The sequence below is a fragment of the Sagittula sp. SSi028 genome, from assembly GCF_048553715.1.
In the GTDB taxonomy this organism is placed as follows: Bacteria; Pseudomonadota; Alphaproteobacteria; order Rhodobacterales; family Rhodobacteraceae; genus Sagittula.
In genome coordinates this window covers 434,362-447,414 of sequence record NZ_JBLZNC010000002.1, presented here as the reverse complement: position 1 = coordinate 447,414, position 13,053 = coordinate 434,362, and the positions used below count along the sequence as shown (strand labels likewise).

Sequence of the window (13,053 nt, the reverse complement as noted above, 5' to 3'; positions counted from 1 at the left end):
AAGGGACGATTGAGGGTTTGGAATGATCCAATTTGCCTTGAAATGCGATCAGGGACACAGCTTCGACAGCTGGTTCCAATCCGCTGCAGCCTACGACAAGCTGCGGGCGGCGGGGCATGTGGCCTGCGCCGTGTGCGGCTCTGCCGAGGTGGAAAAGGCGCTGATGGCCCCTCGTGTGAACCACGGCGACACAGCCGCAGCAAAACCTGCACCGCTTTCAGAACCCGCAGCAGACCCGGCACAACAGGCGTTGGCCGCGTTGAAAGCGCATGTGGAACAAAACACCGACTACGTCGGGCGGAACTTCACCACCGAGGCGCGCAAAATGCACAGCGGCGACGCCCCCGAACGTGCGATCTGGGGCGAGGCCAAGCCCGAAGAGGCCAAGGCCCTGATCGACGACGGCATCCAGATCGCGCCCTTGCCCTTCGTGCCGACGCGCAAAACCAATTAACCTTTCCGACCGGAGCAATCGTTCTAACCTCTGTTGCAACTGCGACAGGAGACGCGAATGAAAGTTCTGATTACAGGTGCAAACCGTGGCATCGGCGCGGCGATGCGCCATGCCTTTGCCGAGGCGGGTAACGAGGTGCAAGGCACCGCGCGTGACGAGGAAGGGCTGCTGCCGCTCGACGTAACCGACACGGCCTCGGTTCAGGCCTTGGCAAAGCGGCTAGAGGGCCAGCCGCTGGATGCGCTTGTCTGCAATGCCGGTGTGTTTCTCGATAAGGGCATGACCATCGGTGACGATTATGACGCCGACATGTGGGCCAAGGGATTTGCCGTAAATGTGACCGGCGTGTTCCTGACGATCGAGGCGCTGCTGCCCAATCTGAAACTGTCTGACGCGCCACGCATCGGGATCATCAGCTCTCAGATGGCGTCGGACACCCGCGCGCCGGGCAAGAACTATATCTACCGCGCGTCCAAGGCGGCGGTTCTGAACCTTGGTCGCAATCTGGCCACGGACCTCAAGGACCAAGGCATCGCTGTGGGCATCTATCACCCCGGCTGGGTGCAAACCGATATGGGCGGCGACAGCGCCGAGATCACGCCGGAGCAATCGGCCGAAGGTCTGGTGGCCCGCGTGACAGAGCTTTCGCTGGAAAATACCGGCTGTTTCGAGACATACGACGGCACCCCCCATCCTTATTGACGGGTGGGGGCATTTTGACGTCGTGAAATTGGTATACCAAATGCGGTTGACCCTTGCGCAGCCGCATCCCTCGGCGTAAAGCCCCATCCGACCCAAGGAAAGGGAGGCCATGCCCGTTCTCGTGATGAAATTCGGCGGCACATCTGTCGCCACGTTGGACCGCATCCGCCGCGCTGCCAAGCGCGTCGGTGTCGAAGTTGCCAAAGGCTATGACGTGATCGTCATCGTCTCTGCCATGTCCGGCGAAACCAACAAGCTGGTCGGCTATGTCGAAGAGACATCGCCCCTGTTCGACGCCCGCGAATATGATGCGGTCGTCTCGTCGGGCGAAAACGTCACGGCTGGCCTGATGGCGCTGACCCTGCAGGAAATGGACGTGCCCGCGCGCAGCTGGCAGGGCTGGCAAGTGCCGGTTCTGACCACCTCGGCCCATGCCAATGCCCGCATCGAGGATATTCCGACCGACAACATCACCGCCAAATTCGGCGAGGGGATGCGTGTCGCGGTTGTCGCGGGCTTTCAGGGGATTTCGCCCGAGGGGCGGATCACCACGTTGGGACGTGGCGGCTCTGACACGACGGCAGTGGCGTTTGCCGCGGCCTTTGGTGCGGAACGCTGCGACATCTATACGGATGTGGACGGGGTCTACACCACCGATCCGCGCATCTGTGAAAAGGCGCGCAAGCTGGACCGGATTTCCTTTGAGGAGATGCTGGAACTGGCCTCGCTTGGGGCAAAGGTCCTGCAGACCCGTTCGGTCGAACTGGCCATGCGCTACAAGGTGAAACTGCGCGTTCTGAGCAGCTTTGAAGAACAATCCGACGAGGCCGGCACGCTGGTTTGCGACGAGGAGGATATCATGGAATCCAATGTTGTGGCCGGTGTGGCCTATTCGCGGGACGAGGCCAAGATGACCCTCGTCACCATCGAGGACCGTCCCGGCATCGCGGCGGCAATCTTTGGCACCCTCGCCGATGCGGGCGTCAACGTCGACATGATCGTACAGAACGTGTCCGAAGAGAACTACAAGGGCCACGCAGGCGGCGTGACCGATATGACGTTCTCCTGCCCGGTCAATCAGGTCAAACGCGCGGAAAAGGCGCTGGCAGATGCGCAGGCGGCGGGCACGCTGAAATACGAAAGCATGGAAGCGGAAACCGAGGTCGCCAAAGTGTCGGTCGTCGGGATCGGCATGCGCTCTGCCGCAGGTGTGGCCGCCAAGATGTTCAAGGTCCTGTCAGACGAAAACATCAACATTCAGGTCATCACCACGTCCGAGATCAAGATTTCGGTTCTGATCGAACGCAAGTATATGGAGCTTGCCGTTCAGGCGCTGCACGACGCCTTTGAGTTGGAAAAAGCCTGATACTGGCCCAATGATGTTATTCAGAACGCCCGCGCAATGATGTGCGGGCGTTTTGCGTTGTCCGTCCGGTCAGGCGATGTCGCTCACGGGTTCACTGAACAGGACGGTGATTTCCTCACCATCATCTGTTGTGATCACCCTGCGCAGCATGTCGCCCGTGTCGGAATAGTGGTTTGTGTAGCTTTGCCAGCTGTATAGGTCGGCGCCATCGACCACGGTCATCTCTGTTCTGATGCCGTCCTCGAACAGGGTTTCGACCTCTCGCCCATCGTCGCGCGATATGGTTTTGCGGATCAATGCGCCATCAAGATCGAAGTGATCGGAATAGCTGGTCCATGCAAAATCATCCGCAAGATCGCTGACCGTGGTTTCGGTCCGTTGCCCGTCGGTGTAGCCGATATCAACGCCACGCCCATCGTCGAGAAGCTGCACCTGCCGGACCACGTTACGTGCAGCGTCGAAATAATTCGTGGCGGTTTGCCAGACGGCGGCGTCCATCTCGTCATGCAAGGTTCGGCTGCTCAGGCGGTGGCTGTCGAACATGCTTTCGACGCCCATGCCGTCATCGCGCGTCACAAACTGCCGCACCCGTTGCCCTGTGTCGTCGAAATAGTCGGTATAGGAGGACCAGCCGATTGTATCGTCGACATCGCGCACCGTGGTGCTGGTGCGTTGGCCGTTCTCATAATGGCGTTCCACCTGATAGCCGACGTCGAAATTCATGAGCCGCGCGCTGAGGCTGCCGTCACTGGCAAAGGTGTCTGTATAGGATTCCCACGCGTGAGAATCGGCCAGATCCTCGATGGTGCGCTGGCTCAGTTTGCCTTGGGCGAAGGTATCGGTCATGAACCGCCCGTCATCCCAGGTTGTTTCTGTGGTGGTCAATTGGCCGGTGTCGTCAAACGCCTGCACCTGACGGTCCCAGCCCCTGAGATCGGCCAGATCTTCGGTTGTCGTGCTCCGTGCGACCCCATCCACATAGTTTGTAGATACCCTGTATCCGTCATCCATGGTTTTGATGCTGGAGGTCAGGTTGCCCTCTGCATCCCATGTGCGGGTCCAACTGGTCCAATCCTCGGTTCCGCTGTCGTCGGTCAATGTCTCTGTGCTGGGCTCGGGATCCGAGGGGGCGGTCATGTCTTCGGTCTCGATCCGCCCGTCGTCATAGGCGGTCACGCGGGTCAAATGCGTGCCGTCCCTGTCGAAATGATCGGTTTGCGTGGCCCATTCTGTTGCATCCCCCACATCCACCGTGACTTGCACGCTGACATGGCTGTCGCCGGATCGGGTAAAGCGCAGAACGGTCTGTGCAGCGGTCTGCTCCACCACCGCAGTCCCGTCGACGAAGCCAACCGTCTCGATGTTGTGCAGGGTGGTTTGTGACTCGTTGGTGGTGAGGGTCAGGCTGGTTGCTGTCGCAATCCCGAAGTCGGAAAAATTTCCCCACATTTCCACATGGTCTTGGCCCGAGCCGCCGTCCAGCGTGTCATTGCCGGTGGAGGCTATGACCGTATCATCGCCACCATCGGTCTGGATATGGTTGTCGCCCGCATTGCCTGTCACGTGATCGGCGCGGCTGCCGGTTATGGCGTTTTCGATAACGGTGCCGCGCGCGATGCCAAGGTTGCCGGTCTCGCCGTTGATGTCTGAAAACTGCTCGGCCCGCAGGTCCAGCCGCTGTGCCTTGTTCCGGCTGGCCAGATCAATCGTGTCGGTCCCACCAGAATCGTTCAGCGTCACAGCCCATGAGGTGGACAGATCCATGCCCGTCTGCGTCAGCGAGGTGCCATCGCCATAGACCGTATCGCCCGTGTTCACATTCGTGGCCGTGCCATACAATGCGGTGATCGCGACCATATCGGCCATTTGCAATGTGCCGACATAGTTGGTCGAGGCATCGGTGTAGGGATTTTCCCACTGGCCGAAATAGGACATCACCGAATACTGCCAGCTGTCCTGTTGATAATGGGCGTCCGATCCGAAATCCGCACCGCCGTTGTAGTTGCCCGCATGGCCAAGCCCCAGCGCATGGCCAATTTCATGGATATAGGTTTGCAGGTAGTAGCCGCCGTAGGCCTGCCAGCCTGCATTCACGTTGATATGCGATTGGGTGATCGTATTGCCCGCCACATAGGAGTAGGCATAGGCCCCGCCGTAATCGTCCCCCAGCATGATATCCGCACTGCTGGAGCTTGACAGCTCGAAGCGCAGACCGGAGGCGGCCTCCCACGCGGCAAAAGCGTCCAGCGCGGTGGCGCGTCCTGTGGAATCCAACCCGGTGATATTAAAGGTCAGCGTATCGCCGGTGTCGACATCAAAGGCCCGCCAATCGCGACCGGTCGCAGCCCAATAGCCATGGGTCAGCTGATAGGCGGCCTGATCCAGCGTGTAGCTGGGCAGGCTTGCAGACACCTGATTGACCTGTTCGGAGGCCGCATCGCCAAGGTGGCTGTCGTAGCTGGTCAGGTTCGGGTCGCGGGATTGGCACAAAAAGCACATGGTCGGGCTCATCAGTCGGACGCGCCCCTGCAGGCGCGACAATTCGTTTGGGGAACGACCCTTCTGATCGGATTGGCGGTGCTTTTCGCATCCTGAAAACACGGTGCTTTGACCGGTCGAGGTAACCTCTGCCTAGAAATTTAGAAGCCGATTTGACCGGAATGCAGCCTGTCTGCGGCATTGGTCATAGTTCGCGCACAGTATCGGCGCGCCCTGCGGGGATGTTTCCATCCGTGACGCCGGGGTTCCTAAAATTCGCATTAAATCTGTGGCTTAGCAGGGCATGGCCTGTCTGGGCCGCGCCCTCCGACCAAGATGCTCAAGGAGCGCCTTGAATGTAATGGACCTGAGGCGGTGTGCTGCACACCTCTTGGGCGATGTCGACCACGTGACGATGGTGGGTGAGGTAGATAGCCTGACCGCTGTGACCGATCCGTTCCATCAGGCGACAGGCCGCGCGGGTGCGGTCCTCGTCAAAGGTCTCGAAGATATCGTCGCAAAAGAACGGCAGCACCGTGCCGCTGGCGGCGAGCTGTTCGTAGGCGGCGGCGCGCAGGGCCAGATACAGCTGGAACCGCGTCCCTTTGGACAGATCGGCCACCTGTTTCGCGGCCCCTTGGGCGTCGATGACCTGCAGCACCTCTGTCGTGCCTTGGGTTTGCGGCACGAGGCGGGTGTAGGCGCCATTTGTAAGCGCGGCAAAGGCGCTTTGCGTGGCGTCCATCATACCGCTGCGGTGGCTGTCGCGGTAACGGCGGATGGCCTCTTCGGCAAGGCGCAGGCCGAAGTCCATCTGCAGATAATCCAGCGCCGCCTCTTCCAGTTGCAGCTCCAACGTGCTGCGGTGTTCGACCAGTCGGGCAATATCGGCGTCACTGGTGATGGCGGCCAGATCGCGCGCTGCAGCCGAACGATCCGCGATTGCCTGTTCAAGCTGCGCCTCGGCCGCAGCAAGGTCCGCGCGCACCGCTGCAAGTTGCGCATCCAGTTCGGGCATCTGACGGCCGTCCAACATGGCCCGTAAATCGTCACGATCACTGGTGCCCAGTTCCGTGGTCAGCGCCCGATCAATTTCGGCGCGGCGGGCGCGTTGGGCGATAACCTCGCGCGCGCGGGTTTCTGCGATGCGCAGGGCGTCCAGCGTGGGCGGCTGCGGCACACCCGGCAGCCCATGGGCCAAGGCCTTCAGATCATGGTCTACCTGCGTTCGAAGCGCGCGGGCTTTCGTTATGTCGTCCTGCAGCGTGGTGATGCGCCGTGTCAGTTCTTCGCGTTGGCGCAGTGCCTCTGTGGCACTGCGGGCGCGGTCTTCCAGCGCGGCATGGACCGCCAGATCATCGCCGTCTTCGGTCAGGGCGTGTTGACGTGCGAGGTCTGACACAGCGGTTGCGAATTGCGTCTGGTCGTCCTGCATGGCGGTGATGCGGCGGTCTTCCAAGGCGCGGGTGGTCTCTTGTTCGCGCAAGCCGCGCAGGGGGGTCAGGTCCGGCTCCAGCCCGTCGGGGGGGATGCGCCCGTCAAACAGGGCCCCGACCAGCGCGCGCCATTCCTCCAGCGCCTGCGTTAATGCCCGCTCCGCCTGCGTTTCGCGGGTTTCACGGGTGGCCAGATCCTCTGTGGCGCGGCGCATGGTGGCCTCTGCCTCGCGCCGTTGACCGGCCTCGCGACTGGCGTCGCGGGCCAAGGTGCGGGCGTGATCAAGTGCGGCCTCAAAGTCAGGGTCTTCTTGTGGCAAATGCGCAAGCAGGTCCTGGCGCAATGTCTCTGCCCGGGCGAGAGCCGGGGCGAGCTCTGCTGCTGCCCGGTCTGCTGTGCGCGACGCGGCGGCGGCGGCCTCTAGATCGCGCAGCCAATCGGCAAAGGCGGCAGGGGACAGCGCGGGCAGGCCCACGGCGACGCAGGCCTCGGCCACGGTCTCGTCGATTGCTGCAATCTGGCGGTCCAGCTCCTCCGCCTGACGGGTGGCTTGGCGCGCTGCGGTCAGGGCCTCTGCGCGATCCAGCTCGGTCTTGCGCAGCTCTGCCAGATCCTGCGCCTGCGCCAGTCGCGCCTGCGCCAGCTGATCGGTGCGCTCCAATGTCTTGGCAAAAGCGTCGGCAGTGGTCGCTGTCAGCGCGGCAAGATGGGCCTGCCATGCGCGGTCACGCTCTGCCTGCGCCTGCGTGGCATCGGCATCCGATACGGTGCCGCGTTGGTGATATTGCGCGGCGCGCGCGGCCAGACGCTCTGCCAGATCGCTTTGTCCCAACTGCGTATCGCGGGCGCGGGCGGCGCGCTGTGCCAGATCCTCGCGCTGGGCGACCAGCGTCTCGGCGCTGGACAGGGGCATCGGCGCATCGGGCAGCTTATCAAAGCGGCAGGCCCCGCGCCCAAGCGCGGCGAGCGCCTCTGCCACCGTATCACGCCCCGAGCGCAACTGGGCGCGAGCGCTGGCATAGGCGGGGGCAAGCCTGTCTGCGTCGTGACGGTCCAGAATATCCGCTACCGCGCTGCCGGCAGGGGCCTGCGTGGCCAAGCCGTCCACGACGGAACGCGCCTGATCCAGCGCGCTTTGGCTGGCGGTCGTTTCGTCGGCGGCGGTGTGCAGGTCGCGGCGGGCCTGCCTCAGTCGGTCGCGCGCAGCGTCGAGACGGCCCAGATCGGCGGAGCCCAACACCAATGACGTCGGATCGCAGTCCCCCGCCGCCCCAAGGTCACGGGCCAGCAGCGCCATCTGTGCGACGGCGGCATCGCGCGCGGCTCGGCGTTTGGGCAGATCAGGCACCGCTGATAGGTAACGGCCGCGCAACTCGGTCAGGGCGGCCAACCGATCGGCAAGCTCTGCGGCCTGTGGGTCGATGTGCAGCCCGTCACGCGCCTCTTGTGCCTCGGCCAAGGCTTGTCCCAGCCGGTCCAGATCCGCCTCCGCGCGGGCCTGTGCGCTGGCCAGTTTTATAAGCCGCTCGGGGTCAAAACTCAGCCGGTCGGGAAAGGCATCCTTGCCCGCCAGCGCCGCATCAAGCCCGTCGCCTTCTGTCATGAGCGGCAGGGCACGGCGCAGGCTGTCGATCTGCGCCACCTCGCGGTGCAACGCATCCCGCGTCTGGCGGGCCTGTGCCTCGGTGGTTTGGGCGGTGGCATGGGTCTGGCGCAGCTTGCGCAGGCTGGCCGCCGAGGTGTCGCTGTCGCGAATGCGGCGGTCGATCTCGGCGATTTCCTTTTTCAGCCGCGCCATTTCGGTGGTGCTGGCGCGTTTGCGGTGCAAAGTGTCCGCCTGTTTGCGCATATCGGTCAGCACATGGCTAAGATCTGCAATCCCCGCCGCGGCCGAAAACAACAGCCGCCCGATATCGCCCTTGGCGGCGGCGATCTCCTCGCCCCCGGTTTCGATGGTCTCGTCATCCAGACACAGAAGGGCGCGGTAGTCTTTCTCGCTCAGACCGCCGAGATGGCTGGCAAGGGTCTGCTCGGGCAGGGGGGCGCCGTTGGAATCGGTCAGGGCGTTTTTGCCGGTCACCCGTGTCAGCGTCAGATCGCGGCCATCAAGATCAAGCACGCCGGACAGGCGCAGGTTCTTGCGCTGGTGCTGGAAATCATAGGGGTCGCTGCGCGGAAACCCGTAAAGCAGACGCAGCGCCGCTTCCATTGTGGTGGTTTTGCCGGCCTCGTTCGGGCCGTAGATGATGTGGAAATCCCCGCTGGCCCCGTCGCCAAAATCATAGCTGTGGCCGGTGAATTTTCCAAACAGATCAAGGGAAAGCTGGCGTAGGCGCATCAGATGTCCGCCCCTTTCATGCGGGCCAGAACGCGGTCCGCCCCGTCGCGCGCCAGATCCTGCACCAATTGCTGCGTGCTGGCATCATCGGGCATCAGCGCCTCGCGCCGTGCGGCGGACAAGTCGTCAAGCAGCGACTGCATGTCCGATTGAAAGGCGGCAACCATGGCGGGCTCGGCGGCGATCTGCTGCATCAGCGTGGCAAGCTCTGCCGTGGCAGTGGCCTGCGCCTCGGCCTGCTGGCTTGGCGGTTGCAGGTCGAATTTGGTCTTTTCCAGCCACAGCCTGTCTGTGCTGCGACACAGTTGGGACAGTGTTTCGGTCCACAGATCGCGGTCGCGCAGGATGTCCCAATGCAGTTCTGTCTGCCCCTGCAGTGTGATGCGCGCAATGCCGGTGTCAGAGGTAAGGTCCGCTGCGTGATCCTGCACCGCATGGCGCAGGTGGTCGCGCAGCGCATCGCTATTTGGACACCCAGAGACGTCGACGCGCAGGGCGGTGAACTCCACCGCCGATGTGTGGATCTCGGTGGTGTCGATGCGACCGTCATCAATGGTGATCAAGGTGGCTGATCGCGGGCCTGCCTCGCCGATGTCGCGGCCCTGTGGGCAGCCGGGCATGACGACCCAAGGCGCCGTGGCATGTATGTTGCGTTTGTGGACGTGCCCCAGCGCCCAATAGTCAAAGCCGCTCGACGTCAGATCGGACAGGGTGCAGGGCGCGTAGACGTCATGGCCTGCAGCGCCAGCCAACGAAGTGTGCAGCATGCCAATGTTGACTGCCCCCGCCACGGGAGCGGAGAATTTTGGCAGCAGGCTGTCAGGCGCATGCCGGTTGGAGAAACTAACGCCGTGAATCCACAGTCCGTCGGCCAATTCGTCCTTGCCGCCGTGGCCTGTGAACACATGCACATTGTCGGGCAGGGCGGTCTCCCCCGTGATCGGGTTCTCCGCGTCGTGATTGCCTTTGATATAGTAGACCCGAATGTCCGCCGCGCGCAGTCGGTCCAGCTCGGACGTCAGATAAGCAGCGGTGCGTGCGCTGCGTTCCGCGCCGTCAAACAGATCGCCCGCGATCAGCACGGCTGCGACCTGTTCTGAAAGCGCGCAGTCTACGATACGGCGCAGGGCTGTGCGGGTTGCGGCCTGCACCCGCTCGCGCAATGCCTCGTCCTTGAGCGCCAGAGATTTCAGCGGCGAATCCAAGTGTATGTCTGCGGTATGAATGAGTTTTATCAAAATGCGCTCCTGCTTGCGGCGACTATGGCGCGGCCTGCGGCGGGGTGCAACGGCGGTGACTTCGGGGGTGCATTTTCGCCCGTTGCGCTTTGCCCTTGATGGGCAGAAGGTGGCGCACATCACAACCGGAGGGATCAGACATGAGCGCGACACAGCGGCACGGCGGACAGCTATTGGTGGAATGTCTGGTCAATCTCGGCGCGCGCAAGGCCTTTGGCGTGCCCGGTGAAAGCTATCTGGCGGTGCTGGATGCGATGCACGACACCGCTGGGGCGTTTGATTTCGTGCTGTGTCGCAACGAAGGCGGGGCCGGTTTCATGGCCGCCGCCTGGGGCAAGCTGACGGGGCAGCCCGGCATCTGTCTGGTCACACGCGGGCCGGGGGTGACCAATGCCTCGATCGGCATTCACACCGCGATGCAGGATTCGGTGCCCATGCTGGTGTTTGTCGGGCAGGTGGCCACGGACATGAAGGGGCGCGAGGCCTTTCAGGAGATCGACTACAAAGCCGTGTTCGGCAGCATGGCGAAATGGGCGGTGGAAATCGACCAAACCGACCGTATCCCGGAAATTGTCGGTCGCGCTTGGACGGTTGCGACCTCGGGGCGTCCGGGGCCGGTGGTGGTGGCCCTGCCAGAGGATGTGCTGTCACAGGTGACGGATATCCCGGCGCTGGCCGGTCCTGCGCGCATCGCGGCCCCTGCGGTCAACATCGCCGCCGAAAACGATGCCCGTGATCTGTTGGAGGCGGCAAAGCGCCCCCTGATCCTGTTCGGTGGCAGCAACTGGAGCGATGAGGGCCGCGCCGCGCTGCAGACCTTTGCCGAGGAAAACCAGATCCCCGCCGTGGGCGTCTTTCGCTACATCGACCAGTTCGACAATCACTCGGAGGCTTTTGCCGGGCATGCGGGTGTCGGCATGTGGCCCTCAACCGCGAAGCTGATCCGCGAGGCGGATGTTATTTTGGGGATCGGCGTGCGCTTTGGCGAGAATTCCACCGGCGGATACAGCCTGCTGCAGGTGCCGACACCACGCCAGACCCTGATCCATGTGCACGCCAGCGATGCGGAGCTGGGCAAGATCTACCAGCCTGCTTTGGGCATTCACGCGGACCCGTCCGACTTTGCCATGACAATGGTCGAAGGCGGTCCGCTGGACCGGCGGGATGACGGTTGGTTCCGCAAGGCGCGCGTGGCCTACAAAGCGGGGTTCGATCTGCCACCACAGCCGTCGCCGGTGGATATGACGCAGGTGATCGCGCATTTGCAAAAGGTGCTGCCAAAGGATGCGGTCCTGACAAATGGCGCAGGCAATTTCGCCATTTGGCCGGGGTATTTCTTTCGCTACGGGGCAGGGCAGCGGCTGCTTGCGCCGCAATCGGGGGCCATGGGCTATGGGCTGCCCGCCGCGATTGCCGCCAAGATCGCCCACCCCGACCGCACAGTGGTGTGCTTTGCCGGAGACGGTGATTTCCAGATGACGTTGCAGGAACTTGCCACGGCCGCGCAAGCCGGGGCGCAGCCGATCGTGTTGATCCTGAACAACGGGATCTATGGCACCATCCGCGCGCATCAGGAACGCCACTATCCCGGGCGGGTGTCTGGCACGGATATGGTATCGCCGGATTTTGTTGCGCTGGCAAAGGCTTACGGCTATTACGCGCAGCGGGTCGAACGGACCGAGGATTTTGCCGATGCCTTTGCTGCGGCGCAGGCCTCGACGACCGGTGCGGTGCTGGATCTGGACATCTCGGCAGAGGCGATCAGCCCCCGTGCAACGCTCAGCAGCCTGCGCGAAACTGCCCGTCAAAGCAGCAATTAACGCCGCGCTTTCCCCAAAGAAAGTTGATTTTTGGCGCGCGACAAGTAACGGTACCGCACGCGATAAGAAAAAGGCGCGTCGCAAAGGCGCGAGGGAGGACGTGTGCCAATGGCTCAGGTGAGGATCAGAAACATGGAGGAGTTCGCCGCGCTCAGTGGCATCTCCCGCCCGACGGTGTCCAAGTATTTCAACGACCCCGACAGTGTGCGCGCCTCGACCCGTGCCAAGATCGAGGCCGCGTTGGAAACCTACGATTACCGGCCCAACATCTTTGCCATTAACCAAAATCGCAAACAGACCAAGACCGTGGGCATTCTGGTGCCCTATCTGGCCGATCCGGTGTTTGCGGAATTCGCACGTAACATCGAACAGCGCTGCGTGGACATGGGTTACAGCCCGACGATCTTTTCCGCCCATGGCGAGCAAGAGACAGAGAACGCCATTCTGGACAGTTTGCTGGCGCTGAAGCCGGCCGGTGCGCTGCTGGCACCGTTGGGGCGGTCGTCCGATAGCGAGAAAATCCGCGCCTTCGCGCAGGAGGTGCCCACTGTGCTGTTCGACAGTATCCTGCCGGATACGGGGCGGGCCTTTGTCGGGTCGGACAATCCGCAGCTGACGCGTCTGATCGTCGATTATTTGTGCCGCACCGGCGAGCCGCCCTGTTTCTTCGAGATGGCCAACCCCGCCAACCCCAACGCACGCAAACGCCGCCATAGCTATACCGAGGCCATGCATGCGCTGGGCCAGACGCCACAGGTGCTTAGCGTCGAAGGCGACGGCTGGCATTTCGAAGAGATCGGCCGACGCGGTGGCCACCGTGTTCTGATGTCGGGCGAGATGAAGACCAATACGGTTCTGTGCTCCAACGACCGTCTGGCCATCGGATTTTTAACCGCCTGTTACGAGCTGGGGCTTAAGGTCGGTCGTGACGATGATTGTGCGATTCGGGTCGCGGGACAGGATGACCATCCGTTCTCGCGCTATACATGCCCGCCATTGACCACCATCGCTCAGGACTATGACAGCGTCTCGCGCGAGGCGGTTGATACGCTTTTTCGCGCGATAGAGGGGGATGATTTTCCCTATGCTGCCAAGGTCTTCGACGGGCGTCTCGTGATGCGGGAATCCGCCTGAGCGAAAGAAAACTGCCCGCAAAGCCCCATTTAATGCTGCGAGTGAAAATGAAAAAGTTGCCGCGCGTAAAAAAATAATTGACGTCG

8 protein-coding genes are annotated in these 13,053 nt (G+C 62.4%); 5 read left to right on the top strand and 3 right to left on the bottom strand.

The genetic code is table 11. The annotated features are described in order from the left end of the window. Positions 1 to 22: 22 nt before the first annotated feature. The 3 genes from ACN5AZ_RS05655 to ACN5AZ_RS05645 all read left to right on the top strand — a co-directional run bounded on the left by ACN5AZ_RS05655 (position 23) and on the right by ACN5AZ_RS05645 (position 2,522). Positions 23 to 454: a DUF1178 family protein gene (locus ACN5AZ_RS05655; RefSeq protein ID WP_419427887.1), complete on the top strand. Its 432-nt coding sequence runs from the start codon at positions 23 to 25 to the stop codon at positions 452 to 454. Positions 455 to 511: 57 nt separating this feature from the next. Then, on the top strand, positions 512 to 1,156 hold the full coding sequence (locus tag ACN5AZ_RS05650) for an SDR family oxidoreductase (protein ID WP_419427886.1): 645 nt from the start codon (positions 512 to 514) through the stop codon (positions 1,154 to 1,156). A 109-nt stretch (positions 1,157 to 1,265) separates the two neighbouring features. Beyond that, positions 1,266 to 2,522 carry an aspartate kinase gene (locus tag ACN5AZ_RS05645; RefSeq protein ID WP_419427885.1) on the top strand — a complete coding sequence of 419 codons (1,257 nt, stop codon included), beginning with the start codon at positions 1,266 to 1,268 and terminating at the stop codon, positions 2,520 to 2,522. Positions 2,523 to 2,591: 69 nt separating this feature from the next. Here ACN5AZ_RS05645 and ACN5AZ_RS05640 read toward each other — a convergent pair whose 3' ends face one another. The 3 genes from ACN5AZ_RS05640 to ACN5AZ_RS05630 form a co-directional block, all read right to left on the bottom strand. Further along, complete coding sequence (locus ACN5AZ_RS05640) at positions 2,592 to 5,033, bottom strand: M10 family metallopeptidase (RefSeq protein WP_419427884.1); 2,442 nt, start codon at positions 5,031 to 5,033, stop codon at positions 2,592 to 2,594. Between the two features lie 307 nt (positions 5,034 to 5,340). Continuing rightward, entirely contained in the window at positions 5,341 to 8,775 is a 3,435-nt protein-coding gene (locus ACN5AZ_RS05635; protein WP_419427883.1) for an AAA family ATPase, read from the bottom strand. Next, positions 8,775 to 10,013, bottom strand: a complete 1,239-nt coding sequence (locus ACN5AZ_RS05630) for a metallophosphoesterase family protein (RefSeq protein ID WP_419427882.1) — start codon at positions 10,011 to 10,013, stop codon at positions 8,775 to 8,777. Before ACN5AZ_RS05630 ends, ACN5AZ_RS05635 begins: the two co-directional genes overlap by 1 nt. Before the next feature lie 140 nt (positions 10,014 to 10,153). On the opposite strand from ACN5AZ_RS05630, the gene ACN5AZ_RS05625 reads away from it, so the two are divergent. Both ACN5AZ_RS05625 and ACN5AZ_RS05620 read left to right on the top strand, forming a co-directional pair. Further along, positions 10,154 to 11,833, top strand: a complete 1,680-nt coding sequence (locus ACN5AZ_RS05625; protein WP_419427881.1) for a thiamine pyrophosphate-dependent enzyme — start codon at positions 10,154 to 10,156, stop codon at positions 11,831 to 11,833. Between the two features lie 108 nt (positions 11,834 to 11,941). After that, positions 11,942 to 12,967: a LacI family DNA-binding transcriptional regulator gene (locus tag ACN5AZ_RS05620; protein WP_419427880.1), complete on the top strand. Its 1,026-nt coding sequence runs from the start codon at positions 11,942 to 11,944 to the stop codon at positions 12,965 to 12,967. Positions 12,968 to 13,053 lie beyond the last annotated feature (86 nt).

Excerpts from the sequence above, each read along its gene's own strand:
- ACN5AZ_RS05655 (WP_419427887.1), top strand. The coding sequence starts at position 23 with ATGATCCAATTTGCCTTGAAATGCGATCAGGGACACAGCTTCGACAGC.
- ACN5AZ_RS05650 (WP_419427886.1), top strand. The coding sequence starts at position 512 with ATGAAAGTTCTGATTACAGGTGCAAACCGTGGCATCGGCGCGGCGATG.
- ACN5AZ_RS05645 (WP_419427885.1), top strand. The coding sequence starts at position 1,266 with ATGCCCGTTCTCGTGATGAAATTCGGCGGCACATCTGTCGCCACGTTG.
- ACN5AZ_RS05640 (WP_419427884.1), bottom strand. The coding sequence starts at position 5,033 with ATGAGCCCGACCATGTGCTTTTTGTGCCAATCCCGCGACCCGAACCTG.
- ACN5AZ_RS05635 (WP_419427883.1), bottom strand. The coding sequence starts at position 8,775 with ATGCGCCTACGCCAGCTTTCCCTTGATCTGTTTGGAAAATTCACCGGC.
- ACN5AZ_RS05625 (WP_419427881.1), top strand. The coding sequence starts at position 10,154 with ATGAGCGCGACACAGCGGCACGGCGGACAGCTATTGGTGGAATGTCTG.
- ACN5AZ_RS05620 (WP_419427880.1), top strand. The coding sequence starts at position 11,942 with ATGGCTCAGGTGAGGATCAGAAACATGGAGGAGTTCGCCGCGCTCAGT.